Annotated in this window: 29 protein-coding genes; 18 read left to right on the forward strand and 11 right to left on the reverse strand. The window is 72.5% G+C overall.

Going from position 1 to position 25,025, the window contains the following annotated elements; translation table 11 throughout:
* Window positions 1–19 precede the first annotated feature (19 nt).
* From HUX53_RS29595 to mnhG, 7 genes are read left to right on the forward strand one after another with little or no spacing between them, the layout of a single operon-like run.
* The gene (locus HUX53_RS29595; RefSeq protein ID WP_176406531.1) at window positions 20–1,228 is read left to right on the forward strand and encodes a protein kinase; all 1,209 of its coding nucleotides are present in this window, start codon (window positions 20–22) and stop codon (window positions 1,226–1,228) included.
* A gap of 56 nt (window positions 1,229–1,284) precedes the next feature.
* Complete coding sequence (gene mbhE / locus HUX53_RS29600; RefSeq protein WP_217920076.1) at window positions 1,285–4,056, forward strand: hydrogen gas-evolving membrane-bound hydrogenase subunit E; 2,772 nt, start codon at window positions 1,285–1,287, stop codon at window positions 4,054–4,056.
* Window positions 4,053–4,481, forward strand: coding sequence for a Na(+)/H(+) antiporter subunit C (locus HUX53_RS29605; RefSeq protein ID WP_176406509.1), 429 nt, complete (start codon window positions 4,053–4,055; stop codon window positions 4,479–4,481). Before mbhE ends, HUX53_RS29605 begins: the two co-directional genes overlap by 4 nt.
* Window positions 4,478–5,989 carry a proton-conducting transporter membrane subunit gene (locus HUX53_RS29610; RefSeq protein ID WP_176406510.1) on the forward strand — a complete coding sequence of 504 codons (1,512 nt, stop codon included), beginning with the start codon at window positions 4,478–4,480 and terminating at the stop codon, window positions 5,987–5,989. Before HUX53_RS29605 ends, HUX53_RS29610 begins: the two co-directional genes overlap by 4 nt.
* Complete coding sequence (locus tag HUX53_RS29615) at window positions 5,986–6,537, forward strand: Na+/H+ antiporter subunit E (protein ID WP_176406511.1); 552 nt, start codon at window positions 5,986–5,988, stop codon at window positions 6,535–6,537. The genes HUX53_RS29610 and HUX53_RS29615 overlap by 4 nt, the downstream gene beginning before the upstream one ends.
* Window positions 6,534–6,809 (forward strand): monovalent cation/H+ antiporter complex subunit F, encoded by a 276-nt coding sequence (locus tag HUX53_RS29620; RefSeq protein ID WP_176406512.1) that lies wholly within the window; start codon window positions 6,534–6,536, stop codon window positions 6,807–6,809. The genes HUX53_RS29615 and HUX53_RS29620 overlap by 4 nt, the downstream gene beginning before the upstream one ends.
* Complete coding sequence (mnhG, locus tag HUX53_RS29625; RefSeq protein WP_176406513.1) at window positions 6,806–7,132, forward strand: monovalent cation/H(+) antiporter subunit G; 327 nt, start codon at window positions 6,806–6,808, stop codon at window positions 7,130–7,132. Before HUX53_RS29620 ends, mnhG begins: the two co-directional genes overlap by 4 nt.
* A 38-nt stretch (window positions 7,133–7,170) precedes the next feature.
* Here mnhG and HUX53_RS29630 read toward each other — a convergent pair whose 3' ends face one another.
* Window positions 7,171–7,350: a hypothetical protein gene (locus tag HUX53_RS29630; protein WP_176406514.1), complete on the reverse strand. Its 180-nt coding sequence runs from the start codon at window positions 7,348–7,350 to the stop codon at window positions 7,171–7,173.
* 47 nt (window positions 7,351–7,397) lie between these two features.
* Between HUX53_RS29630 and HUX53_RS42710 the strand changes: the two genes are divergently transcribed.
* From HUX53_RS42710 to HUX53_RS29645, 3 genes are all read left to right on the forward strand, one after another.
* Window positions 7,398–8,570 (forward strand): sensor histidine kinase, encoded by a 1,173-nt coding sequence (locus HUX53_RS42710; RefSeq protein WP_176406515.1) that lies wholly within the window; start codon window positions 7,398–7,400, stop codon window positions 8,568–8,570.
* Window positions 8,558–9,172 (forward strand): response regulator transcription factor, encoded by a 615-nt coding sequence (locus tag HUX53_RS29640; protein ID WP_176406516.1) that lies wholly within the window; start codon window positions 8,558–8,560, stop codon window positions 9,170–9,172. The genes HUX53_RS42710 and HUX53_RS29640 overlap by 13 nt, the downstream gene beginning before the upstream one ends.
* A gap of 76 nt (window positions 9,173–9,248) precedes the next feature.
* Window positions 9,249–9,443 (forward strand): DUF397 domain-containing protein, encoded by a 195-nt coding sequence (locus HUX53_RS29645; RefSeq protein WP_309237494.1) that lies wholly within the window; start codon window positions 9,249–9,251, stop codon window positions 9,441–9,443.
* A 25-nt stretch (window positions 9,444–9,468) separates the two neighbouring features.
* Here the strand turns inward: HUX53_RS29645 and HUX53_RS29650 are convergent, their stop codons facing one another.
* Window positions 9,469–10,299: a siderophore-interacting protein gene (locus HUX53_RS29650; RefSeq protein ID WP_176406517.1), complete on the reverse strand. Its 831-nt coding sequence runs from the start codon at window positions 10,297–10,299 to the stop codon at window positions 9,469–9,471.
* Window positions 10,300–10,310: 11 nt separating this feature from the next.
* On the reverse strand, window positions 10,311–11,333 hold the full coding sequence (locus HUX53_RS29655) for an ABC transporter substrate-binding protein (RefSeq protein WP_176406518.1): 1,023 nt from the start codon (window positions 11,331–11,333) through the stop codon (window positions 10,311–10,313).
* A gap of 99 nt (window positions 11,334–11,432) precedes the next feature.
* On the opposite strand from HUX53_RS29655, the gene HUX53_RS29660 reads away from it, so the two are divergent.
* From HUX53_RS29660 to HUX53_RS29680, 5 genes are read left to right on the forward strand one after another with little or no spacing between them, the layout of a single operon-like run.
* Entirely contained in the window at window positions 11,433–12,470 is a 1,038-nt protein-coding gene (locus tag HUX53_RS29660) for an iron chelate uptake ABC transporter family permease subunit (RefSeq protein ID WP_309237495.1), read from the forward strand.
* A complete protein-coding gene (locus HUX53_RS29665) occupies window positions 12,467–13,516 on the forward strand; it encodes an iron chelate uptake ABC transporter family permease subunit (protein ID WP_176406519.1) in 1,050 nt (349 codons plus the stop codon). Before HUX53_RS29660 ends, HUX53_RS29665 begins: the two co-directional genes overlap by 4 nt.
* A complete protein-coding gene (locus HUX53_RS29670) occupies window positions 13,516–14,325 on the forward strand; it encodes an ABC transporter ATP-binding protein (RefSeq protein WP_176406520.1) in 810 nt (269 codons plus the stop codon). The genes HUX53_RS29665 and HUX53_RS29670 overlap by 1 nt, the downstream gene beginning before the upstream one ends.
* A 57-nt stretch (window positions 14,326–14,382) precedes the next feature.
* Window positions 14,383–15,849: an MFS transporter gene (locus HUX53_RS29675; RefSeq protein ID WP_176406521.1), complete on the forward strand. Its 1,467-nt coding sequence runs from the start codon at window positions 14,383–14,385 to the stop codon at window positions 15,847–15,849.
* Window positions 15,846–16,277, forward strand: a complete 432-nt coding sequence (locus HUX53_RS29680; protein WP_176406522.1) for a MarR family winged helix-turn-helix transcriptional regulator — start codon at window positions 15,846–15,848, stop codon at window positions 16,275–16,277. The genes HUX53_RS29675 and HUX53_RS29680 overlap by 4 nt, the downstream gene beginning before the upstream one ends.
* Here the strand turns inward: HUX53_RS29680 and HUX53_RS29685 are convergent.
* From HUX53_RS29685 to HUX53_RS29705, 5 genes are read right to left on the reverse strand one after another with little or no spacing between them, the layout of a single operon-like run.
* Entirely contained in the window at window positions 16,274–17,542 is a 1,269-nt protein-coding gene (locus HUX53_RS29685) for an ABC transporter substrate-binding protein (RefSeq protein ID WP_176406523.1), read from the reverse strand. The genes HUX53_RS29680 and HUX53_RS29685 overlap by 4 nt on opposite strands.
* Entirely contained in the window at window positions 17,539–18,579 is a 1,041-nt protein-coding gene (locus tag HUX53_RS29690; protein ID WP_176406535.1) for a branched-chain amino acid ABC transporter permease, read from the reverse strand. Before HUX53_RS29690 ends, HUX53_RS29685 begins: the two co-directional genes overlap by 4 nt.
* Complete coding sequence (locus HUX53_RS29695; RefSeq protein ID WP_255205761.1) at window positions 18,501–19,523, reverse strand: branched-chain amino acid ABC transporter permease; 1,023 nt, start codon at window positions 19,521–19,523, stop codon at window positions 18,501–18,503. The genes HUX53_RS29690 and HUX53_RS29695 overlap by 79 nt, the downstream gene beginning before the upstream one ends.
* Window positions 19,520–20,314, reverse strand: a complete 795-nt coding sequence (locus tag HUX53_RS29700) for an ABC transporter ATP-binding protein (RefSeq protein WP_176406524.1) — start codon at window positions 20,312–20,314, stop codon at window positions 19,520–19,522. Before HUX53_RS29700 ends, HUX53_RS29695 begins: the two co-directional genes overlap by 4 nt.
* Window positions 20,311–21,111, reverse strand: coding sequence for an ABC transporter ATP-binding protein (locus tag HUX53_RS29705; RefSeq protein ID WP_176406525.1), 801 nt, complete (start codon window positions 21,109–21,111; stop codon window positions 20,311–20,313). Before HUX53_RS29705 ends, HUX53_RS29700 begins: the two co-directional genes overlap by 4 nt.
* Before the next feature lie 172 nt (window positions 21,112–21,283).
* On the opposite strand from HUX53_RS29705, the gene HUX53_RS29710 reads away from it, so the two are divergent.
* Window positions 21,284–22,039 carry a neutral zinc metallopeptidase gene (locus HUX53_RS29710; RefSeq protein WP_217920077.1) on the forward strand — a complete coding sequence of 252 codons (756 nt, stop codon included), beginning with the start codon at window positions 21,284–21,286 and terminating at the stop codon, window positions 22,037–22,039.
* Between the two features lie 32 nt (window positions 22,040–22,071).
* Window positions 22,072–22,440: an STAS domain-containing protein gene (locus tag HUX53_RS29715; RefSeq protein WP_176406526.1), complete on the forward strand. Its 369-nt coding sequence runs from the start codon at window positions 22,072–22,074 to the stop codon at window positions 22,438–22,440.
* Here HUX53_RS29715 and HUX53_RS29720 read toward each other — a convergent pair.
* Both HUX53_RS29720 and HUX53_RS29725 read right to left on the reverse strand, forming a co-directional pair.
* The gene (locus tag HUX53_RS29720) at window positions 22,433–22,723 is read right to left on the reverse strand and encodes an MTH1187 family thiamine-binding protein (RefSeq protein ID WP_176406527.1); all 291 of its coding nucleotides are present in this window, start codon (window positions 22,721–22,723) and stop codon (window positions 22,433–22,435) included. The genes HUX53_RS29715 and HUX53_RS29720 overlap by 8 nt on opposite strands.
* Before the next feature lie 10 nt (window positions 22,724–22,733).
* On the reverse strand, window positions 22,734–23,120 hold the full coding sequence (locus tag HUX53_RS29725) for a hypothetical protein (protein WP_176406528.1): 387 nt from the start codon (window positions 23,118–23,120) through the stop codon (window positions 22,734–22,736).
* Between the two features lie 65 nt (window positions 23,121–23,185).
* Between HUX53_RS29725 and HUX53_RS29730 the strand changes: the two genes are divergently transcribed.
* A complete protein-coding gene (locus HUX53_RS29730; protein WP_176406529.1) occupies window positions 23,186–23,959 on the forward strand; it encodes an enoyl-CoA hydratase-related protein in 774 nt (257 codons plus the stop codon).
* Here HUX53_RS29730 and HUX53_RS29735 read toward each other — a convergent pair.
* Window positions 23,956–24,747 (reverse strand): SAM-dependent methyltransferase, encoded by a 792-nt coding sequence (locus HUX53_RS29735; RefSeq protein WP_176406530.1) that lies wholly within the window; start codon window positions 24,745–24,747, stop codon window positions 23,956–23,958. The two genes, HUX53_RS29730 and HUX53_RS29735, sit on opposite strands and share 4 nt — an antisense overlap.
* Window positions 24,748–25,025: the final 278 nt, after the last annotated feature.

Consider the following 25,025-nt stretch of genomic DNA (forward strand, 5'->3'; position numbering starts at 1 on the left):
GTGGTAGAAGGGGTGGGGGATGGATACCGGAGCGGTGCTCGGGGGGAGGTACCGGCTCACCACGCGGCTTGGGCGGGGCGGTATGGGAGAGGTGTGGGCCGCCGACGACACGCAGTTGCGGCGGCGCGTTGCCGTGAAGATCCTCCTCGCGGACGTTGGGTCGTCGTCGGTGTTGATCGACCGGCTGCGGCGGGAGGCCGAGAACGCCGGGCAGTTGCAGCATCCGGGGATCACCGTTGTTCATGATCTCGGGGAGCATGACGGGCACCCGTTCTTCGTGATGGAGTTGCTCAACGGGACCGACTACTCCACCATCCTCGCGCGGAGTCCGGGTGGGCTGCCTGTCGGGCGGGTGCTGGAGACGGGGGCTGCCGTTGCCGAGGCGCTGGCCTATGCGCACCGGCGGGGGGTGGTGCATCGGGATGTCAAGCCCGCGAATCTGATGGAGCTGGCCGAGGGCGGGGTGAAGATCTGCGATTTCGGGATCTCACGGTCTGCTGATGCGGTCGGTGACCTTACGGGTGTCGGAGGGATGCTGGGGACGCCCGCTTATATGGCGCCTGAACAGTACGAGGGGCGTGCTGCGGATGCGCGCACGGATCTTTACGCCTTCGGGTGCACCTTGTATGCCATGTTGACCGGGGACGCACCGTTCGACGGGGAGACGATGCCCGCGCTGATGCGGCAGCACCTGACCGTCGAACCGGTGCCGCCGTCGCAGAAGAAGGGCGGGATCCCCTCGGACCTGGACCGGCTGGTGCTCGGGCTGCTCACCAAGAATCCCGCCGACCGGCCCTCGTCCGCGGAGGATGTGGCGAAGTGGCTTCGCGCCATCGCCGCAGGCCAGCCGCAGTTCCTGCCGCCCGTCCCGGCCCAGCAGTTCGCGCAGCCCGCGCCCGTCCCGCAGACACCGCAGCCGTGGCCGGTGGCCGGTGCGCCCGCGCCGGCCATGGGGTACGCGCCGCCGCCGCCGGTGGGGCCGCAGACGGTGCCGCCGGCGCGGCGCGGCTCCAGGCGGGGGTTTCTGCTCGGGCTCCTCGTGGTGGGTGGCGCGACTGCCGTGGGCGGCGGCGTGCTGGTGAAGCAGTACTTCGATGAAGAGGCGCCCGGCAACGCCCTGAACGGCCACACCGACAATGTGGAGGCGGTGGCGTTCAGCCCGGACGGCAAGACGCTGGCCAGCGCGCACGGTTACGACAACAAGGTGCGGCTCTGGAAGGTCCCCTGATCGGGGGCGTGTCCGTTTCGGGAGCGCTGGTCGGGTAGATCGCCTGCGGACGTGCCTTGGGGGAGGGGGCTGCGGGCGGCATGCTGGCGCTGGTCGGGATCTATGCCGTCGCGGCCGTCGCCGTCCCGTGGGCGCTCGGGCGGTACCGGCGGGTGATGGCGTGCGCCGCGGCCCTGGTGCCCGCGGCCACGGCCGCCTGGGCGGCGACCCGGGTCGGGCAAGGAGAGCTGAACACCGAGGTCGTGTGGGCGTCCGATCTCGGGCTGGTCTTCGACTTCCGGGTGGACGCCCTGTCCATCGTCATGCTGCTGCTGGTCGGCGGGGTCGGGGCCGTCGTCCTGTGTTACGCGGGCTGGTACTTCGAGCGGTCCGAGCGGCTGATGATCGGGACGCTCGTCGCGTTCGCGGGGGCGATGACGGGGCTGGTGCTCGCCGACAACCTGCTCGTCCTGTACGTGTTTTGGGAACTGACGACGCTCAGTTCGTTCGTCCTCATCGGGCATCCGCGGCCTGACCGGGTCGGTGACCGGCGGGCCGCCACGCAGGCGCTGCTGACGACCACGGCGTTCGGGCTCGTCATGCTCGCCGGGTTCGTGGTGCTCGGGCAGGCCGCCGGGACGTACCGGATCTCGGAGCTGGTCGCGCACCCGCCGGGCGGTACGTCGGCGCAGGTCGGCGTGGTGCTGGTGCTGCTGGGAGCGTTCGCGAAATCCGCGCAGATCCCGTTGCACGCCTGGCTACCGGCCGCGATGGTCGCGCCGACGCCGGTGAGCGCCTACCTGCACGCGGCGGCGATGGTGAAGGCGGGCGTCTACCTGGTGGCGCGGCTGGCGCCGGCGTTCGCCGGGGTCGATCCGTGGCGGCCGCTGGTGCTGGCGGTGGGGCTGTTCAGCCTCCTCGTGGGCGGCGTCGTCGCCCTGCGGCAGGACGATCTCAAGCGGCTGCTGGCGTACGGGACGATCAGCCAGCTCGGCTTCCTCATGGTCCTGCTCGGCAACGGGACCCGGACGGCGGCGCTGGCGGGCGCCGCGCTGCTGCTGGCCCACGGCCTGTTCAAGGCTCCGCTGTTCCTGACGGTCGGGGCCGTCGAGCACGAGACGGGGACGCGCCGCGCCGACCGGCTGTCGGGCGCGGGACGGCGGCTGCCCGTGCTCGCCATAGCGGCGACGGCGGCTATCGCGTCCATGATCGGCATTCCGCCGTTCCTCGGGTTCGTGGCGAAGGAGGCAGCGTTCGAGGCGTTCGCCCACGGCGGCATCGACATCGTCGTTCTCGCGGGGGTGGTCGCCGGGTCGGCGCTGACCGTCGCGTACGGGGCGCGCTTCCTCCACGGCGCCTTCTCCGGCGGGACGGACGAGAGGCCCGGGGACCCGTGGGGGCTCGTGGTGCCGGTCGTGGTGCTCGCCGCCGCCGGATTCGCTTTGGGGCTCGTCCCTGGAGCGTTGCAAAAGCTGATCGGGCCCTACGCCGGGACGCTTCCGGCGCATGAGCCCGGCTACAAGCTCGCCCTGTGGCACGGCCTCGGGCTGCCGATCTGGATGTCGGTGACCGCCATCGTGGCGGGCGCCGGGCTGTACGGAGCGTTCGGCCGGACGTTCCCCGGCCGGTCCACGCGCCCATGGCTCCCGGACGCGCAGCGCGCCTACGACGCCGTCGTCGAAGGGACCATGGCGGCGGCGCACGCCGTGACGCGGCGGCTGCAGATCGGCTCGCTGCCGGTGTACCTGGGGGTGATCGCCCTGATGGTGCTGGTCGTGCCGGGGCCGGCGCTCGTGGCGGGCCTGGTCCGGGGCACCGGGCCGGACTGGCCGGCGGATGGGCCGCGCGCGTGGGACACCCCGGCGCAGCTCGTCCTCGCCGCGGTCGTGATCGTCTGCGCGCTGGCCGCGATGTGGGCGCGCGGGCGGCTGTCGGCGGTGCTGCTGCTGGCCGGCACCGGGTACGGGATGACCGGCCTGTTCGTCGTGTACGGCGCGCCCGATCTCGGGCTCACCCTCGTGGTCGTGGAGACGCTGACGCTGATCATGCTCGTGCTGGTGCTGCGGCGGCTGCCGGAGCGGTTCCCGCCCCGGCTGCGGAAGGTCCCCGCGCGGGCCGCCACCGCCGTGATCAGCCTCGGCGTGGGCGGCTTCGTCGGGCTGTTCCTGATGGTGGTGGCGCTGAGCCGGCGCGCCGACCCGGTCGGTCCCGGCTACACCCGGCTCGCCGCGCAGGAGCACACGAAGAACGTGGTCAACCTGATCCTGGTCGATCTGCGCGGGCTCGACACGCTGGGCGAGATCACGGTGCTCGCCGCGACCGCGGTGGGCGTGGTCAGCCTGGTGCTGACCGGGCCGGGGGTGCCGCGGCCCGGCCGTCCCCCGCTCGGCGGCTCCTCGGTCCTGCTGGAGGCGGTGGCGCGGCTGCTGACCCCGACGATCCTGGTGTTCTCGGTGTACCTGTTCTTCGCCGGGCACGGCCGGCCGGGCGGCGGGTTCGCCGGCGGCCTCGTGGCGGGCATGGCGTTCGTCCTGCGGTACCTGCCGGGCGGGCGGCGGGAGCTCGCCACCGCGCTGCCCGTCCGGCCCGCCCTGCTGCTCGGCGGCGGGCTCGGGATCGCGGTCGCGACGGGCGCGGGCGGCTGGGCGTCCGGCGGGCAGTTCCTCAGCTCCCGCAAGCTCGGCGGCACCGTGCCGGTGCTCGGCGAGGTCGAGATCCCCACCAACCTGTTCTTCGACGCGGGCGTCTACCTCCTGGTGCTCGGGCTGGTGCTGACGATCCTCACCACGCTCGGCGCGAGCCTGGAGGAGCCGGACGCCCCGGAGGCCGCCGGGGAGGAGCCGTCATGACCGGGCCCGCACTCGTCCTCGTGGTGGTGGTGGCCGTGCTGTTCGCCGCCGGGTTCGACCTGCTGATGCAGCGGTCCCTCGTGCGGGCCGTGATCGGCTTCGCGCTGCTCGGGCACGGCGCCAACCTCGTCCTGCTGCTCGCGGGCGGCCCCGCCGGCACGCCGCCGCTGCTCGGCGCGAAGGGCCCGGGCCGGATGGTCGACCCGTTCCCGCAGGCGATGGTGCTGACCGCGATCGTGATCACCTTCGGCGTCACCGCGTTCCTGCTGGCCATGGCGTACCGGAGCCGGCAGCTGCGCGGCGGCGACGAGGTCCCGGACGACGTCGAGGACCGCCGCATCTGCACCGAGCGCCGCCGCCGCGACGAGGAGCCGGACGCCACGCCGCTGGAAGAGGTCAACACCGGAACGGAGGACGACGCGTGAACGTCCTCGTCCCGCTGCCGTTCGTGCTGCCGCTGCTCGGCGCGGTGCTGGCGGTGATCGCGCGCGGCCGCCTGCTGTGGCTGCGGGTGCTCTGTCCCCTGGTCGCCGCCGCGGGCGTCGCGGCGAGCGCGGCGCTGGTGGCGTTCGTCGCCCGGGACGGCGTGCTCGCCGTCCAGATGGGCGGCTGGGGGGCGCCGCTCGGCATCACGCTCGTCGCCGACCGGCTGTCGTCGCTGCTGCTGGTGGTGTCCAGCACGGTACTGCTGGCGATCATGCTGCACGCCGTGGGGGAGGGCGCCGGCGGGCAGGAGGCGGGCGTGTTCTACCCCACCTACATGACGCTGACCGCCGGGGTCAGCCTCGTCTTCCTCGCCGGGGACCTGTTCAACCTCTTCGTCGCGTTCGAGGTCATGCTCGCGTCCAGCTACGTCCTCATGACGCTGACGCCGACCGGGGAACGGGTGCGGGCCGGGATGACCTACACCCTGGTCAGCCTCACGTCCTCGATCCTGTTCCTCACCGCGCTCGGCCTGACCTACGCGGCGGCGGGCACGGTCAACCTCGCCGACCTGTCGACGCGGGTACCGGACCTGCCGGGCGCGACCCGCACCGCGCTCGGCCTGCTGTTCCTCGTCGTGTTCGGGATCAAGGGCGCGATCGTGCCCATGCACCTGTGGCTGCCCGACAGCTACCCCGTCGCGCTCACCAAGATCACCGCGGTGTTCGCGGCGCTGCTGACGAAGGCCGCCGTGTACTCGCTGATCCGCGTCGAGACGCTGGTGTTCCCGCGCGAGCACGCCTCCTGGCCGATGCTCGTCCTCGCCGCCGGGACGATCGTCGTCGGGACGCTCGGCGCGCTGACGCACGACGACATCCACCGCGTGTTCTCGTTCATCCTCGTCGGGCACATCGGCTATATGCTGTTCGGCCTCGCCCTGTTCGACGTCGCGGGACTGACCGGCGCGATCCTCTACCTCGTCCACCACATCGTCGTGCAGGCGGCGCTGTTCCTGGTCAGCGACCTGATCCAGGGATACACGGGGGAGACGTCGCTGCACCGGCTCGGCGGGCTCGCGGGCCTGTCGGCGTTCATCGCCGTGCTGTTCTTCATCCCCGCGATGAGCGTCAGCGGCGTGCCGCCGACCTCGGGGTTCGTCGCCAAGCTCGCGCTGTTCCAGGCGGGCGTCGGCTCGGGGAGCGTGCTGGCGTACGCGGTCACGGGCGTGGCCGTCGTCGGGAGCGTCCTCACCCTCATGGCGATGAGCCGGATCTGGACGCTCGGGTTCTGGCGGCCCCGCCCGGACGACGTCGAGGAGCCGACCGCCTCCGAGTCCTACACGAGCGGCGGTGTGCGGCTCATGCAGTCGGTGACCGCGGTGCTGGTCGTCGCCGGGCTCCTCATCGCCGCGTTCGCGGGGCCCCTCGCGTCCTGGAGCCGGCACGCCGCGAGCGACCTCGTCAGCGGGGACGACTACCGGCACGCCGTCCTGGACGGAGGGAACCCGTGACCACCGGTGCGCGCCGCATCGTCTCCCGGATGGGGATGGGCGTGTGGCTGTTCGCGGTCTGGCTGCTGCTCTGGGGACGGGCCGACGCGCTCATCGTGATCGGCGGCGCCGTCGTCGTCGCGGCCGTCTACGCGCTGAGCCGGCTGCCGGCCGTCCCGACGATCCGGCGGGTCCGGCCGCTGTGGTGCGTCGTGGCGGCCGTGGAGTTCTGCTGGGACCTGCTGCTGTCCAGCCTCGTCATCGCCCGGCACGCCCTCTACCGGCCGCGGCAGGTGATGGGCGCGATCGTCGAGGTGGACGCCCGGACCCGCTCGGAACTCATCCTGCTGGCCACCACGACCAGCATCTCCCTCCGTCCCGGCACGATCCTGGTCGACCTCGACTGGGACCGGCACGTGCTGTACATCCACGCCATGCCGGTCCGCTCCCAAGGGCAGGCGGACTCCTCGCGGGACGGCGTGCTGCACACCGAGCACCGGCTGATGCGCGCCCTCGTGACCTCCGAGGACGCGGCGGAACAAGACATGTCCACCAGGGAGGACCAATGAGCGTCGTCTACTCCGCGACCTTGGCGCTGCTCGGCGCCGCGTTCCTGATGACGGCCGCGCGCCTCGTCCGCGGCCCCTCCACGTTCGACCGCATCATGGCCGCCGACATCCTGGCCGTCCTGCTGGTCAGCGGCATCGCGGTGTTCGCGGCCGTCCACCGGGAGGCGGTGAACGCCACGATCCTCGTGGTGGTCGCGCTGATGGGCTTCGTCGGATCGGTCAGCGCCGCGCACCTGGCGGCGGCGCGCGCGGAGCGGCGGGAGCGGACATGATCGCCAACATCGTCACGGCAGTCCTGCTGCTCGCCGGCTCCGCGTTCTGCGCGGTCGGCGCGCTCGGCATGCTGCGCTTCCCCGACCTGCTCACCCGGCTGCACGCCGCGACGAAACCGCAGACGATCGGGCTGCTGCTCGTCCTCGCCGGGGTGGCGCCGCAGACCGGCTCGGTCACCGCCGCCACCCCGCTGGTGCTCGTCGCGGCGTTCCAGCTGATCACCGCGCCGGTCACCGCGCAGACCATCGGCGGCGCCGCCTTCCGCGCCGGCGTCATCGATCCCGCCACCCTCACCCTGGACGAGACCGGCCGGGTGACCTGAGCGGCGCGGGCACCCGCCCCCGCGGGGCGCCCGGCGGATCAGTTCTGCGGGCGGCGGGCGAACCGGCCGGCGCAGCCCCAGCCGAGGCCGATGAGCACGGCGCCGACGGAGGCGACGAGGCCGAGGGCCGCCACGTCGAGCATGGCCAGGACGGCGATCACGAGGCCGTAGAGGGCGGTGAGGGCGAAGAGGGCCTGCCGGACGGTGCTGTGGCTCATGGCCACGATCCTCGCGCGACCCGGAGCGCAGTAGTATCCACCGGTCGGTGGACAGAGGGGTGCGGGGGAACATGGCCGGGGACCCGGTGGCGCGGGCGGAGAACGTCTGGCGACGCTCGTATCCGCTCTGGGACGCCTATTTCGCGATGGTGCTGGCCGGGACCGTCGCCGCGACCGCCGCCGACGAGGTCCCGCCGGGACGGCGGACGGCGGCGATCGGGCTCCTCCTCCTGCTGGGCGCGGCCTATGTCGCGATCGGCCGGAAGGCGCTGCGGTCGCCGGACGTGCCCCGGCCCGGCTGCAAGGTGTACGCGGCCGCGCTGATCTGCATGTTCGTCCCCGCGACGCTGCTCGCGCCGGTGACGGCGACCGCGCTGGCCGCGCTGGCGCCGCAGGTCTACATGATGTACGGGCCGGGACGCGGCTTCGCGCTGCTGCTCGTCCTGCTGTCGGGGCCGGTCGGGCGGGGCCTGGCGGAGTCCGGGGCGAGCACGGCGATGACCGTTGTGATCGTCGCGGCGGGCATCGCGTGCAGCGTGCTGCTCGTGGTGTTCATCGGACGGATGGGCCGCCAGAACCACGAGCGGATGCGGCTCATCGAGGAGCTGGACCGGACCCGCGGCGAACTTGCCGAGGTGAGCCGCGAGGCGGGCGTGCTCGCCGAGCGGGAGCGCCTCGCCCGCGACATCCATGACACGATCGCGCAGGGCTTCACCTCGATCACGATGCTTCTGCAGGCTGCGGAGGCCGAACTCGGGCCGAACCGGCACCTGGAACTGGCCCTGCGGTCGGCCCGCGAGAACCTCGCCGAAACCCGCGGCCTCGTCGCGGCGCTGGCGCCCCCCGCACTGGACGGCAGCTCCCTGGTGGAGGCGTTGCGGCGGATGGCCCGCGACTTCGACCTGCCGGCCGACCTCGCCGTCGAGGGCGAGCCGCGCCCCCTGGACGCCGTGGAGATCGTCCTGCTGCGGGTGACGCAGGAGGCCCTGACCAACGTCCGCAAGCACGCCGGGGCTTCGAAGGTGCGGGTGTCGCTGGACTACGGCGACCCGGTGCGGCTGACCGTCGCCGACGACGGCCGCGGGTTCGCGCCGGACGGCGTCGAGCGCGGCTTCGGCCTGCGCGGCATGCGGAGCCGGGTCGAGCAGGCCGGCGGGACGTTCACCGTCACCGTCACCGGCGGCACCGCGGTCGAGGCGGTGATCCCGTGCTCCGCGTGATGATCGTCGACGACCACCCGATCGTCCGGGAGGGTCTGCGCGGCATGCTCGCCGCCGAGCCGGACATCGAGGTCGCCGGGGAAGCCGCGTCCGGCGACGAGGCCGTCGCGCTGGTGCCCCGCGTCGCCCCGGACGTCGTCCTGATGGACCTGCGCATGCCGTCCGGCGACGGCGTGAGCGCGATCGAGCGCCTGCCGGGCCACCGCATCCTCGTGCTCACCACATTCCAGGACGACGCCGACATAGTCCGCGCGATCAAGGCAGGCGCCGCCGGCTACCTCCTCAAGGACGCCTCCCGCACCGACCTCGCCGCCGCCGTCCGCGACATCGCGGCAGGCCGCCGCGTCCTATCGCCCGAGGTCTCGGCCCGCCTCGCCGCGGTCGACGAGACCCCCGCGCCGCCCGCCCTGTCGACGCGGGAGTCGGAGGTGCTCGCCCTCGTCGCCGAGGGCCTCACCAACGCCCAAATCGGCGAACGCCTCTACATAGGCCAGGCAACGGTCAAGACGCACCTCCTGCGCATCTTCACCAAACTAGGCGTCTCCGACCGCACCGCCGCGGTCATGACCGCCCTGGAACACGGCATCCTCTCCGTCCCGTGACCTACTTCGGAGCGGACGGACGGTCGGTCGGGACCTGCAAGACGACCTCTACGACCAGACAGGTGACTGCGTCGAGGTGGCGACCCTTGCCTGGCGAAAGAGCAGCCGGAGTGGTGACACAGGCGGCGCGTGCGTAGAGGTGGCGGGCCTTGCCGCGGCGGTCGGGGTGCGGGATTCCAAGGATCCGGATGGGCCCAAGCTCGTGTTCGCGTCTGCCGAATTGCGCGCGTTCGCGCGGCGGGCGAAGAGCGGCGGGTTCGACCTCCGCTGACCCGCCGCCTCCCCGGCCTCATGCACTACTCCTCGGTCGCCGGGCTGCCACCCGCTTCGAACTCTGCCAGTAGGTCTTCTTCGGTGGCGCCTCGGCGCCAGTAGCCGGTGAACGAGACGGCGCGGCGGTCTAGGGCGCGTTCCTTTACCAGGTGGCGGCGCAGCGTCTTGACTACGGCGGACTCGCCGGCGATCCAGGCATAGGCGTCGGGCGGGATCTTTGCGCCGCGGATGGTGTCCACGAGGGTGCCTGGGGTTACCCAGGTGATGTCCGTGTCGGCGGAGGTGGGGAGGTCTTGGTGGTCTTCGGGGTGTGGGACGTCGATCCAGACTTGGGCGGACGTGCCGGCGGGTAGCCAGGCCAGGTTTCCGGCGATGGCGGGCAGGGCCGTCAGGTCGCCGGCGATCACGACCGGGGCGCCGGGGGGTGGGCGGAAGTCGTAGCCGCCGTTGTCGGGGCCGGTCGGGCCGAGGATCGTTACGCGGTCGCCCTTGTCGGCCGCCGCCGCCCAGCGGGCGGCCGGGCCGGACGTGCCGTCGGTGTGCAGCGCGAAGTCGACGTCGAGTTCGCCGGGACGGTGCTCGCGGACGGTGTAGGACCGCATGATGCCGCGCTCGGCCGGGTCCAGCGCCCGCCAGTCGGCGAACCAGGTGGCGCCGTCGTTGTTGTCCGGCATGACGGGCGCGTCCTGGTGCGGGTGCGGGAGGAACAGCTTGAAGCGCTGGTCGCGGCCGCCGGTCGCGAAGCCGTCCAGGTCCGTCCCGCCGAGCGTGACGCGGACCATGGACGGGCCGAGCCGCTCGGAGCGGACGACGTGCACGTCGAAGAAGGCGTAGGGATGGGCCGGAGTCTTCATCGCGCTGCCTTTCAGCTGGTCTTCTTCGCGGAGTTCAGGGCGGCGGCGAGGGCTTCGAGGAGCGGCGCGCAGCCCTCGTAGGAGAAGCGGGGTTCCGGGTTCCACGGGATGACCTGGCCGGCCTTCACCGCGGGGAGGTCCTTCCAGGACGGCTTGGACTCCAGGTCCTTCGGCTGGAGTGCCTGCGTGCGGGAGTCGAGCACGATGAGGTCGGCCTTGTACTTGTCGGCGTTCTCCCAGCTCAGGCTCTCGAAGTAGTCGTCCTCGCCCAGCTTGTCCGGGACGATCAGGTCGACGCCGAGTTCCTTGTAGTAGATGAGGTCGGTGTTCTTGGCCGGGCTGGAGGCGTAGAACAGGTCGGGGCTCCCGGACGCGGCGAGGACCTTCAGGCCCGGCTTCCCCTTTGCCGCCGCACGGACGGACTCGGCCGCCTTCTCGAACCGGGCCTTGGCGGCGGTGACCTTCGCCGCCGTCAGGTCGGCGCCGAGCGCCTCGGCGAGTGCGGCGGTCCGCTCGATCGGCTTCGGCAGCGGGACGGACCCGGCGGCGATGGCGACGCTCGGCGCCAGCGCGTAGATCTTGTCTTTGCTCTCTGCGGGTACGTAGAAGAGCTCGCCCTCGATGAACATGTTGTCGACGAGGAGGTCGGGGCGGAGTGCGGCGTACTTCTCGATGTTGAACTCGCCGTAGGCGTTGCCGATGATCTCCAGCCGGTCGACGGGCAGGTTCCCGGCCTGCGGGTCGGGCTTGCCGTCCTTCAGCTTGGTCGGGCCGAACACGCCGACGATCTGCTGGTCGATCCCGAAGTCGTGCAGGGCGGCGGCGGTGGCGGAGTAGCCGACGATCCGCCGCGGGCGCTGCTTGAGGTCGACCTTCGTGCCGCGGTCGTCGGTGAACGTCCAGGCGCCGCCACTCGGGGAGGCGGTGCCGCCGTCGTCGCCGCCGCACGCGGTGATCAGCGCCCCGAGGGCGACGGCACCGCCGGCGCCCAGGAAGCCGCGGCGGGTGAGGTGACGAGCACCGGTGTTCGACATTTCGGACTATCTCCCCAAGACAACTACAGTGACCGAATGGTGGCCGACGAGAGCTTAGGTTAACCTAACCTAAGATCTTGTCCAGAGGGGGCCCGCCAGGTGCTGTCGACCAAGCCGCCGCCGCTCGCGGAGCGGCCGGTCATGCGCCCGCGTCGCGCGTGGCAGGTGGCGGGGCTCCTCGGCGGGGTCGCGTTCCTGCTGGCCGCCGTGGTGCTCAGCCTCGCGGTCGGCGCGAAGCCGCTGTCGTTCGGCGAGGCGTGGGACGGGCTGTTCCACGCCGATTCGGCGGCGTACACGGTCGTCCACGAGATGCGGCTCCCGCGCACGCTGCTCGGCCTGCTCGCCGGGACGGCGCTCGGGCTGGCCGGCGCGGTGATGCAGGCGCTCACCCGCAACCCGCTCGCCGACCCCGGCCTCCTCGGCATCAACGCGGGCGCGTCCGCCTCCGTCGTGTCGGCGATCTCGTTCCTCGGCATCACCTCGTTCACCGGCTACGTGTGGTTCGCGTTCGCGGGCGCCGGCGCGGTCGCGGTGCTGCTCTACGCGGTCGGTGGCGGGCGCGGCGCCACGCCGGCCCGGCTCGTGCTCGCCGGGGCCGCGCTGAACGCCGCGCTGTACTCCTATGTGAGCGCGGTGCAACTCCTGGACACCGCGTCCCTCGACCGGATGCGCTTCTGGACGGTCGGCTCCCTCGCCGCCGCACAGGACTACACCGTTGTCCGCGTCGCCCCGTTCGTCGCGGTGGGGCTGGTGCTCGCACTGCTGCTCGCCCGCCCGCTCAACGCGATGGCGATGGGCGATGACGCGGCCCGCGCGCTCGGCGCCGACCCCGGGCGTGCCCGGATCGCCGCGATCGTCGCGATCACCCTGCTGTGCGGCGCGGCGACCGCGGCGTGCGGGCCGATCATCTTCGTGGGGCTGATGGTGCCGCACCTCGTCCGCGCGCTGACCGGCCCCGACCTGCGCCGGCTGCTGCCGTACTGCGCGGTCCTGTCGCCCGCGCTGATGCTGGCGGCGGACGTCCTCGGGCGCGTCGTCGTCCGGCCGTCCGAACTCCAGGTGGGCATCGTGATGGTCGTGGCCGGCGGGCCGGTGTTCCTGTACTTCGTGCGGCGTCCGCGAAAGGGCCTGTCGTGAGCCGCGCCCCGCACTTCGCCGTCGTCCGGACGCCTGCCGGGCTGTCGTTCCGGTTCCGTCCGCGCGCCCTCGTCGTCGCGGCGGCCTGCCTCGCCGTGGCGCTCGGGACGGGCGTGCTCCTGATCGGCAGCGGCGACTTCCCGATGAGCCCCGCCGACGTCGTCGCGACGCTCCTCGGCCAGGGCACGCCCGCCGACTCGCTGATCGTCAACGAGATCCGGCTGCCGCGGGTGGCGGCGGCCCTCTCCGTCGGCGCCGCGCTCGGCCTCGCGGGCGCGATCTTCCAGTCGCTGACCCGCAACCCGCTGGGCAGCCCCGACATCCTCGGGTTCACCCAGGGCGCGGCGAGCGGCGTCCTCGCGGTGATCGTGCTGACCGGCGGCGGCACCGCCGCGGTCGCGGCCGGCGCGGCGGGCGGCGGGCTGCTCACCGGCCTGGTCGTGCTCGCGGTGGCGGGACGGCACGGCGCGCACGGGCAGCGGCTCATCCTCGTCGGCATCGGCGTCGCCGCGATCCTCACCGGGGTGAACAGCTACCTGCTCACCAAGGCGGAGATCACCGAGGCGGCCCGCGCCGTGCTGTGGCTGACCGGCAGCCTCGACGGCCGCGACTGGGCCGACACCGCGCCCGTGCTGGTCGCGCTCGCCGTCCTCGGGCCGCTCGTCATGGTCGGCTGCGGCCGGGCGCTGCGGATGCTGGAGATGGGCGACGACGCCGCGCACGGCCTCGGCGTCCCCATCGAGCGGGTCCGGCTGGTCATGCTGGGCGCGGCCGTGCTGCTCACCTCGCTCGCCGCGGCGGCGGCCGGGCCGGTCGCGTTCGTCGCGCTGACCGCGCCGCAGCTCGCCCGCCGCCTCACCCGCACGACCGGCCCCAACCTGCTGCCCGCGATGTGCATGGGGGCGGCGCTGCTGGTGGCCGCCGACTGGGTCGCGCAGCGCGCGTTCACCGGCCACCAGCTCCCGGTCGGCGTCGTGACCGGGCTCCTCGGCGGCGGATACCTGGTCTGGCTCCTCGTGACCCAACGCAAGACGGGACGGATTTGATGAAGGACGCAACCGCGCGCCTGACCGGCACCAACCTCACCCTTGGCTACGACAAGCGCACGATCACCGAGAACCTCGACGTGGCCGTGCCGGACGGCTCGTTCACCGTCATCGTCGGCCCGAACGCGTGCGGCAAGTCGACGCTGCTGCGGGCGCTCGCCCGGATCCTCAAGCCGTCCGCCGGGGCGGTCGTGCTGGACGGCCGGCCCATCGCGGACTGGCCCGCCAAGAAGCTCGCCCGGACGCTCGGGCTGCTGCCGCAGTCGTCCATCGCGCCGGAGGGCATCACGGTCGCCGACCTGGTGTCGCGCGGCCGGTACCCGCACCAGAGCCTGCTGCGGCAGTGGTCGCGGGAGGACGATCGGGTCGTCGCCGAGTCGATGGCCGCGACCCGCGTCCAGGACCTCGCCGAGCGGCATGTGGACGAGCTGTCGGGCGGGCAGCGGCAGCGCGTGTGGATCGCGATGGCGCTCGCCCAGCAGACCCCGCTCCTGCTGCTGGACGAGCCGACGACCTACCTCGACATCGCCCACCAGATCGAGGTTCTCGACCTGTGCGCGCGGCTGCACGAGGAGGGCCGCACGGTCGTCGCCGTCCTGCACGACCTGAATCACGCGGCCCGCTACGCCACGCACATGATCGCCATGCGGGACGGCCGGATCGTCGCGGCGGGCGATCCGTCCGAGGTCGTCACGTCGGAGCTGGTCGAGGACGTGTTCCGGCTGCCGTGCCGGGTGATCGACTGCCCGGAGACGGGGACGCCGCTCGTCATCCCCGCCGGGCGCACCCGGGTGCCCGCCTTGCACTGACCCTCAAAAATCGTTGTAGGCTTATAACGTTTGTAGCTCTACAACGATTGGGGTTCGATGCCCGAGCTGAACCACCGCCGCCGGTTACTGGTCCTGGCCATCTGCTGTTCGAGCCTGCTCGTCGTCAGCCTCGACAACACGATCCTGAACGTCGCGCTGCCCAGCCTGCAGCGCGACTTCGGCAGCTCCCTGTCCGGCCTCCAATGGACGATCGACGCGTACCTGATCGTCCTCGCCTCGCTGCTGATCCTGTCCGGCTCGACCGCCGACCGGATCGGGCGGCGCCGCGTGTTCCAGACCGGACTCGCGCTGTTCGTCGCCGGATCGGTGCTGTGCAGCCTCGCGCCGTCCCTCGGCTGGCTCGTCGGCGCCCGCGTCGTGCAGGCCGTCGGCGGCTCCATGCTCACCCCCGTGGCGATGTCGATCATCACGAACGTGTTCACCGACCCGCGCGAGCGGGCCCGCGCCATCGGCGCGTGGGGTGCCGTCGTCGGGCTCAGCATGGCGATGGGGCCGCTCGTCGGCGGGTTGCTCGTCGACTCCGTCGGCTGGCGGTCGATCTTCTGGCTGAACGTGCCGATCGGCCTCGCCGCGCTCGCGCTGACCGCGCTGTTCGTGCCCGAGTCGCGGGCCGAGCGCCCGCGCCGGCCCGACCCGGCCGGGCAGGCGTACCTGATCGCGCTGCTCGGCACGCTGACCCACGCGATCATCGAGGCGCCCGGCCGCGGCCTCGGCGACCCGGCCGTCTACGGCGCCGCGATCCTCGCCGCCGCGTCCCTCGCCGGGTTCGTCCGGCACGCGCTGCGCGCCCCCGAGCCGCTGATCGACCTGCGCTTCTTCCACAGCCTCCCGTTCTCGGGCGCGACCCTGATCGCGGTCGCCGGCTTCGCGGCGCTCGGCGGGTTCCTGTTCCTGAACACGCTGTACCTGCAGAACATCCGCGGGCTGTCCGCGCTGCACGCCGGGCTGTACCTGCTGCCGATGGCGGCGATGACGGCCGCGAGTTCCCCGCTGTCGGGACGCCTGGTCGGCGCCCGCGGCCCCCGGCTGCCGCTGCAGATCTCCGGGGCGGCGATGCTGGCGAGCTGCCTGATGTTCGCCGGGTTCGACGCCGAGACCCGGAACGTCACGCTGTTCGCCGCGTACATCCTGTTCGGCATCGGCTTCGGGACGGTGAACTCGCCGATCACCAACACGGCCGTGTCCGGGATGCCGCGCGCGCAGGCCGGGGTCGCCGCCGCCGTCGCGTCCACCAGCCGGCAGATCGGCCAGGCGCTCGGCGTCGCGGTGATCGGCGCGGTGCTCGCCGCCGGGACGTCCGGCGCGCCGGGCGCGGACGCGTTCGTGGCCGCGGCCCGCCCGGCATACTGGATCCTGACCGGATGCGCCGCCGCCGTCCTCGTGCTCGGCACGGTCACCACCGGGCGGCGGGCCGCGCGCAGCACCAAGCGCGTGGCCGGGCTGTTCGACGCCGGCGACCCGGCCCCTGACGGACTTCACGTGACGGGAGCGAGCGCCCGATGACCGACCCGTCCGACGCCGTCGCCGAGCGCGCCTGGCGCAACCTCGGGACCGTGTTCCACGAGCGCAACGACCGGCGCCGCGAGGTCACCGAGGCGCTCGGCATGAGCTTCTTCCGGATCAAGGCGCTGCGCCGCATCGCCGCCGCCCCGGCGCCGCTCACGCTCCGCGACGTCGCCGAGCGGCTGCTCACCGACCGCCCCTACGCCACCGTCGTGGTGGACGACCTGGTCGGCCGCGGCCTGGTGGAGCGGACCCCGAACCCGGCCGACCGGCGCGCCAAGCTCGTGACGGCGACCGAGGCCGGGCGCGCCGCGGCGGCGGAGGCCGAGCGGATCCTCGGCACCCCGCCGCCGGAGCTGTACGGGCTCCCGGCCGAGGACCTCGCCGTCCTCGACCGGATCGCCCTGCACCTGCTGGGGGAGTCCTAGGCGCCGGAGGGCACCTGGTAGGTCTCGGCGGCCTCGGACTCCTGGGCGTCCCGCTCGACGACCATGCCGCCGAGCGCCTTGGCGTCCGTCCGCAGGATGTAGGTCTTGCGGGTGCCCGGCTCGTCCACCTTCGAGAAGTCCATCGGGGTGCCGTAGCCGCCGTCGTGCGCGGTGGTAGCCCGGTGCGCGGTGATCAGGCCCTCGCGGGTGAGGTCCTTGGCCTCGCACGCCTTCTTCAGCGCGTCCGTGAAGACCACCGCGCCGGTGTAGCCGTTGACGACCGCGCTGTCGCGCGGCTGCCCCGGGTACTTCTTGCCGTAGTCGTCCGCCAGCTTCTTGATCGCGGGCAGGCCGGACGAGATCGGCGCGCCGGCGCTGGCGAGGTAGAAGTCCTTCAGCAGCGCGGGCGCGGCCGGGGTCTGCAGCAGCTGCGGGGAGAACCCGGAGTTGCTCGCAACGATCGGCACCATGATCCCCTTGGCCCGCGCGACGCCCGCGAGGGACGCCGACTGCTTCGGCCCGGCGCTCATCAGGATCGCCTTCACGCCGGCGTCCTTCAGCGCCGAGACCTGCGCGGTCATGTCGTTGTCGGTCGCCTTGATCTTCTGCTCGACGAGCGTCAGGCCCAGCTTGCCCGCCGCGTACTTGGACCCGGCGAGCGCGCTCTCGCCGTAGTCGCCCTCGAAGTACACGTGCCCGACCTTGTCGCCCTTCTCGATCCCCTTCTCCTTGGTGAGGAAGTCCAGGGCGTTGATCATGTCGACGTCGTAGGTGGTGCCGGTGACCTGGATGTACTTGTTGCCGAGCAGCGTCGTCGCCCACGCGTTCGGGATCACGAACATCTTGTCGGAGGTGATCCGCTGCTTGAGCGCCGTCACCATCGGCGACCCGACGAACTGGGCGAGGCCGATGACGCTCGACTGCATCTCGCTGTACCCGGCGACGGCCTTCTGCACGTCGTAGCCGTGGTCGCGGACGACCAGCTCGACCTTGCGGCCGCAGATCCCGCCCTGCGCGTTGACCTGCTCGAAGTACATCTGCTGCGCCTGGGTGAGGCTCTTGCCGAGCGGCGCGTACACGCCGGTCAGGTCGGTCGCGGCGCCGACGCGGATCGTGTCGTCGGTGACGCCGGGGCCGGTCTTGACGCCGTCCTTGCCGGTGCCGCCGGACCCGCCGGTCGCCTTGCTGCTGCATCCGGACGCCATGCTCAGCGGCAGTGCCACCGCGAGCGCCGCGACCGCCGTCAGCCGTGCCGTTCGGTTCATACTGGTTGCTCCTCTTTTTCGAGTCGGGTGAGGGGACGGGCGGCCCGGCGCCGGGACGCGGCGGTGCGCAGCCGCGACCACGCCCCGGCCAGGCCGCCGGGAAGGAACAGGACGACGGCGACGACGGCGGCGCCGTACAGGATCCGGGCGGCCTCGGCGGGGGAGACCCCGGCGGAGCCCGGCGCGGCGACGAGCGGCAGGTCGTCGCCGAAGCGGGTGAGCAGCTGCGGCAGCACGGACACGAACACCGCGCCCGCGATCGCGCCGGCGGCGGTGCCGAGCCCGCCGATGACGATCATGGCCAGGTAGTCCAGGGACAGGAACATGCCGAAGTAGTCCGGGACCGTCCGGCGGAACGCCAGCGCGAGCAGCGCCCCGGCCGCCCCCGCGTACATCGACGACAGCACGAACACCCCGGCCCGGTAGCGCGCCACCGGCACGCCCATCACGGCCGCGGCCGTCTCGTGGTCGCGGATCGTGTTCATCGCCCGTCCCGGCCGGCCGCGCACGATGCCGCGCGCGATCCACGCCGCCGGGATCAGCAGCAGGCCGGCGAGGAACCACAGCCGCTCCAGCGCGCCGAGCGGCACGTTGAACAGCACCAGCCCGGGGTCGTCGGCGAAGCGGAACCCGGCCAGCTCCAGCGGCGGGACGTCCCGGCCGTTGAACCCGCCGGTGACGGGCTCGGCGTTGAACAGCACGTGCTGCCCGATGAAGATCAGCGCGAGGGACGCGATGCCGAGGTAGACGCCGCGCAGCCGTCCGGCGATGGGGCTGAACAGGCCGCCCGCGACGCCGGCGAGGACGATCGCGCCGATGAACGCCAGCGGCGTCGGCAGCCCGAGGCCCGCGACGTGCGGCCCGTCCTCGGACGCCAGGTACACGTACCCGTAGGCGCCGACCGCGAGGAAGAACGCGTGCCCCATCGACAGCTGCCCGGTGGCGCCGGTCAGCAGGTTCAGGCCGATCGCGCCGATCGCCGCCGACATCGCGAACAGGCCGGTCTGCAGCCAGAACGCGTCCAGGTAGAAGGGCATGGCGAGCAGGACCAGGGTTCCCCCGAGCGCGGCGACGAGGCGGAGCGGACGTTCAGACACGCGACAGCTCCCTCGTCCCGAACAGCCCGGCCGGACGGACCAGCAGGACCAGCAGCATCACCAGGAAGGGCGCCACCTCGCCGATGCCGCGTCCCATGAACGCGAGGTCGCCCTGGTAGCCGGTCACCAAGCGACTCGGTGAGCCCGACGATGAGCCCGCCGACGAGCGCGCCGGTCGTCGAGTCGAGCCCGCCGAGGATCGCGGCCGGGAACGCCTTCATCGCCGCGAACGACGTGCTGCGGTCCAGGCCCGGCGTGGGGAACACGGTGAGGAACAGCGCCGCGACCGCCGCGAGCGCGCCCGCGATCGCCCACGCGGCCAGCGACACGCGGGTCAGCCGGACGCCCATCAGCGCCGCCGTCTCCCCGTCCTCGGCCGCCGCCCGCATCGCCACGCCCCACGAGGTGTAGCGGAACGCCAGCAGGAACGCCGCGATCAGGACGGATGCGACCGCGAACGCGGCGATGCGGGTCTGCGCGATGCCGACGCCCCCCACGTACACGATCTTGTTCTGCCAGGGGTCGCCCATCGACAGGACCTGCGTGCCGATCTCCCGCGTCAGCGCGGTCGTCAGCACGATGTCGACGCCGATCGTGACGATCGCCAGCACGGCGTGGTGCTCGACGCGGGCGCGGCGCAGCACCAGCAGCTCGACCAGCGCGCCCGCGACCGCCGCCGCGGCGACGCCCGCGCCGAGCGCCGCCAGGAACCCGATGTCGTCGTGCAGGACCGCCGTCACGTAGCCGCCCACCAGCAGCAGCGACGCGTGCGCGAAGTTGACCACCTCGGTGGCCTTGAAGATGATCACGAAGCCGAGGGCGATCAGTGCGTACACCGATCCCGCCGAGACCCCGTTGACCACCAGCTCGATGAACGTGCTCAAGGGCTTCCCTCCGAAGGTTCCGCGGACTCGTGCGCGGCGCCGAGGTAGGCGCGGATCACGGCCGGGTCCCGCTGCACCCGCTCGGGCTCGCCGCCGGCGATGCGCCGCCCGAAGTCCAGGACGGTGACCTCGTCGGCCAGCCGCATGACCATCCCCATGTCGTGCTCGACCAGCAGGACCGAGACGCCGAGGTCGGCGCGGACCCGGCGGATGACCTCGGCCATCCGTTTGCGCTCCGCGCCGTTCATCCCGGCCACGGGCTCGTCCAGGAGCAGCAGCCGGGGCTCCATCGCGAGGGCGCGGGCCAGCTCGATCCGCTTCTGGACGCCATAGGACAGCAGCCCGACCGGCGCCGGCAGATGCTCATCGACCCCGACGAACCGGGCGATGTCGCGGACCCGCGCCCGGTGCCGGGCGTCCTCGCGGCGCGCCCACGGCAGCCGCAGCCCCGCCGAGGCGAAGCCGGCCTTCGTGAGCCGGTGCCGCCCGAGCATCAGGTTGTCCTCGACCGACAGGTGCCGCGACAGCGCGATGTTCTGGAATGTCCGGGCCACGCCGAGGCCCGCGATCCGGTGCGGCGGCAGCGCGGTCAGCTCCGCGCCGCCGAACCGGACGCTGCCCGAGCTCGCCCGGTACACCCCGGACAGCACGTTGAAGCAGGTCGACTTGCCCGCCCCGTTCGGCCCGATGACCGCGTGGACGCTGCCCTCCGCCACCGTGAACCCGACCCCGTCCAGCGCGGTCAGCCCGGCGAACCGCACGGTGAGCCCATCAACCACCAGCTCACTCATCCGACCCACCGCTCCAGCGACGGTGGCGGAGCGGAATCGTCCCCGCCCTCGTCGTCCTCGCCGCCGACACCCAGATAGCGCCGCCGGACCTCGTCGCTCGCGGCCAGCTCAGCCGACGGCCCGTGCAGCGTGACCGAACCGACCTCCAGGACGTGCGCGGTCGACGACAGCTCCAGCGCCAGCGCCGCGTTCTGCTCGATCAGCAGGATCGCCGTCCCCTGCAGGTTGATCTCCCGGACGGTGTCGGCGATCCGTTCGGCCATCAGCGGCGCGAGGCCGAGCGTCGGCTCGTCCAGCAGCAGCACCGACGGGCACGCCATCAGCGCCCGCCCGATCGCGAGCATCTGCTGCTCGCCGCCGGACAGCAGCCCGGCCCGCTGCCGGGCCCGCTCGGCGAGCACCGGGAACAGCTCCAGCACCCGCTCGTGCGCCTTGACCGCGGCGGCGCGGCCGGGCGCCCCGAGCCCGCCGGCCCGCAGGTTCTCCTCCACGCTGAGCCGGCCGAAGACCCGGCGCCCCTCCGGTACCTGCACCACCCCGGCCGCCACGACGGTGGCCGGGTGCAGCCCGACGAGGGGCCGGTCGCCGAGCCGGACCGCGCCGGTGTCCACCGCGCCGCGGTGGAACGGCAGTGTCCCCGAGATCGCGCGGAGCAGCGTCGTCTTGCCCGCCCCGTTCGCGCCGAGCACGGCCGTGACCGCGCCCGCCGGGACGTCCAGCGAGACGCCGCGCAGCGCCCGCACCGCCCGCCCGTAGCTCACCGACAGATCGCGGACCGCGAGGGTCCCGTTCGCCATTCGCCCCTCCGTAAGTTCGTGTGGCGGGCAGCCCAGCACGGGCCGCCGACCTGCGTCTACGGGCTCCGGGCAAGACGGGGCCGGGGTCCAATCGAACGTCGTTCGGGTTGTGCGGCGAGCACAGTCGCGACGCGCTTCGACCCTCCGGGCCCGCGCGTGCGTATGTCCCGTCATGAGGGAGACTGCACGCAATCTTCAGCGGCGGTGGCGGGCCGGAGCCGCCGCGGCCGCGATGCTCGCGCTGACCGGCGCGTGCCAGTTCGAGGTGCGGCCGCGGCCGCCGGCGGAGGCCCGCGCCGCCGCCCAGGCCACACCGGCCGCGACCCGCTCGCCGGCAACGCAGCAGATACCGCGGGGCACGTTCAACGAGACCGAGTTCCAGGAGGACCTGCAGACCGCCGAGACGGCCACGGACGACTTCTGGCGGCGGCACTGGACCGAGCTGTTCACCGGCTCCTACACCGCACCGCGCGTCGTCGGCCTCTACGACGGACGCGACCCGAGTTCGGCGCCCCGCTGCGGCAAGGAACGCCTGACGCGCGACAACGCGGCCTACTGCCCGTCCGGTGACTACGTGGCGTGGGACGCGCACCTCATGCGGTCCGGCTACGCGCGCGGCGACGCGTGGGTGTACCTGGTGATCGCGCACGAGTGGGGACACGCCGTCCAGGCCAGGCTCCAGCGCGGCCTGGTGTCGCCCGCCGCCGAACTCCAGGCCGACTGCCTAGCCGGCGCGGTCCTGTACGGCTCGGCCGACGACGGCACGCTCCAGTTCGAGGACGGCGACGAACAGGAACTGGTGGACGCCTTCAAGGTCATCGGCGACAAGGCCCCTTGGACGAAGCCGGGCGACCACGGCTCGGCCGTCCAACGCCTCCGCAGCTTCTCGCGCGGCGGCGAGAACGGGGTAAAGGCCTGCTTCACCTGACGCGGGACGGTCCCGCCGAGCATCATGGCGTCATGACCGCCGACCTGGTCGTCATCGAGGGCGACCGCCACACCACCGTCATGCTGTCCGGGGAACTGGACCGGGCGTCGTGCCGCACAGTCAAGCCGCGACTGCGGGCGCAGGCGCACCGCCCGCTGGTCATCGACCTCTCCGGGGTCTCCTTCATCGACGTGGACGGGCTGCGCATGGTCCACCAGTGCGCGCGCGTCAGCAAGGCCGAGGGCACCGCCCTGGCCCTGGTGGGCGCGAGCCCGTTCACGGCCAAGCTGTTCCGGATTCTCGGCCTGGACAAACAAATCCCGCTCTGCCAATCCACCGAGGAGGCGCTGTGGTGCCTCCTGCCGCCCACGGACGACGAGATCAGGGACTGGCTCAGCTGAGGTGCCGCTCCACGGATTCGACCTTGGCCTCCATGGCCCCGGTGACCCCGGGGCGGATGTCGGCCTTCACCACGAGACCGACCCGCGGCGCACGCGCCGCCACCGCCTCGGTGGCGGCCTTCACCACGGCCATCACCTCGTCCCATTCACCCTCGATCGTGGTGAACATCGCGTCGGTCCGGTTGGGCAGCCCGCTTTCCCGCACCACCCGGACGGCCTCCGCGACGAGTTCGCCGACCTCCTCACCCGTACCGAGCGGCGTCACCGAGAACGCGACGAGCATCGTGCACCCCCTATGGCTGGACGACTTGCCTCACCACGATCTCATCCAGCCGCCGCTCGACGATCACCCCCACCGGCCAGTCGCGCACGAGGCACCGCAGCAGCGCCGCCTCGTGCTCGGCGAACGAGGGGTCGCAGCCCTGCTGCTCAAGGCTGGACCGGATCGCCAGTACGTAGTCCCCTTCGGTGAACCCGGGTATCTCCCGGACCATCGCGGTGGTCGTGGCACGGTGCGAGTTGAGCCCGGCGAAGGACCGGCCGCAGCCGCAGCCGCCGTCCGGGTCGTCGCGGTCGCGGGCGCACACCATCCCGATGTGGACGAGTTCCCCCTCGACGCACCAGTCGAAGTCGTTGTCGCGCAATCCCTGGCCGGCGTTGGTCGCGGTGAGCAGCTTCAAGGCAAACCCCCTCGGTCCTCGGACCCGCCCACCGTACGACGGGGGTCTGACATAACGTCGAGACCATGAGCGAAGACAAGGACGTCCTCCTGCACCGCGACGGCCCGTTCACCACGATCACCATGAACCGCCCGAAACGCCGCAACGCGCTCTCCAAGACCTTCCTCAACGACCTGACGGCCGCCTTCGCCGAGGCAGGCGCCACGGACGCCCGCGGCATCGTCCTCGCCGCGAACGGCCCGGTCTTCTCCGCCGGCCACGACTTCGCCGACATGGCCGGCGCCTCCCACGCCGACGTCCGCGACCTCCTCCAGGTCTGCACCGACCTGATGCGCACCATCCAGTCCGTCCCGCAGGTAGTAGTGGCCAGGGTCCACGGCCTGGCCACCGCCGCAGGCTGCCAACTGGTCGCGAGCTGCGACCTGGCCGTGGCCGCCGAAAGCGCGGGCTTCGCGGCCCCCGGCGGCAAGGGCGGCTGGTTCTGCCACACCCCCCTGGTGGCGATCTCCCACAACATCGGCCGCAAGAGAGCCGCCGAAATGGCCCTCACCGGCGAGGTCTTCGACGCCAGAACCGCAGCGGACTGGGGCTTGATCAACTACGCGGTCCCAGACAACGACCTGGACAAGGCCACGCACGACCTACTCCAACGAGCCACCCAGGGCAGCCCCCGAAGCAAGGCCCTGGGCAAACAAGCGATGTACGCCCAACTGGACCGCCCCGAACAGGACGCCTACACCTACGCCATCGAGGTGATGGCGGCCTCCAGCCAAACCCCAGAGGCCCAAGAGGGCATGACGGCCTTCCTGGAAAAACGCCACCCCACCTGGCCCGCCTAAGGCTTACGCCCCACACCCCCGAACCCGTCCACCTCGGGCGCCTCACCGAAGCGCCCAGGGTCAACGCGCCACTGCGACACCATCACCAGTCCGGGCTCCACCAGCTCCAGCCCCTCGAAGAACCGCAGGAGCTGCTCGGGGCTGCGCTGCTTGTACGGCGCCGCCCCGCTCTCGTTGTACTGCTCGTGCGCCTCGACGTTGGCCTTGCTGAGGACGTTCGACCCGTCGTTCAGCGAGAGGTAGCTGCCAGACGGGAGCGCACCCACGAACTGCTGGACGATCGACTGAGCGGCCTCGTCGTCCACGATGTGCCCCATGATTCCGCTGAGGATCAGCCCGACCGGCCGCTCGAAGTCGAGGTATGCGGCCGCCTCCGCGAGGATCCCGGCAGGTTCCCGCGCGTCGGCGTCGATGTAGGCCGTCCGCCCCTCTGTGGTGCTCGTCAGCAGCGCCCTGGCGTGGGCGAGGACGAGCGGGTCGTTGTCGACGTAGACGATCGTCGAGTCGGGAGCCACCCGCTGCGCGACCTCATGGGTGTTGTCCACCGTGGGCAGGCCGGTGCCCACGTCGAGGAACTGCCGTATCCCGGCCTCGGCGAGGAAGCGGACGCTCCGGGTGAGAAACCCCCGAGACGCCCGGGCCCCCTGCCGCATCCCCGGGAAGATCTCCAGGAACTGCTCACCGGCCGCCCGATCGACGGGGTAGTTGTCCTTCCCGCCCAGCCAGTAGTTCCAGATCCGCGCCGAATGCGGGACAGACGTGTCGATCTCACGCGGTGTGCTTTCCATCAAACCGCCCTTCTCGCGGCCGACCGGTGCGACAGCCCACAATTCGACTCCTCATCCGCCCGCAGAGCAACCCAGGAGCACGGCGCAAACCCAAACCGAGGGGGGCAAGGGGCGAAGCCCCAGGACAGCACCACGCGCGATGAGGAAGGTGATCACGGACCCAAGCCGAGGGGGGCAAGGGGCGAAGCCCCAGGACAGCACCACGCGTAAAGGCAAAGGTGATCGAGCACCCAAGCCGAGGGGGGCGAGGGGCGGAGCCCCAGGGGGCAGACCACAAA

The organism is Actinomadura sp. BRA 177 (assembly GCF_013372625.1).
In the GTDB taxonomy this organism is placed as follows: Bacteria; Actinomycetota; Actinomycetes; order Streptosporangiales; family Streptosporangiaceae; genus Spirillospora.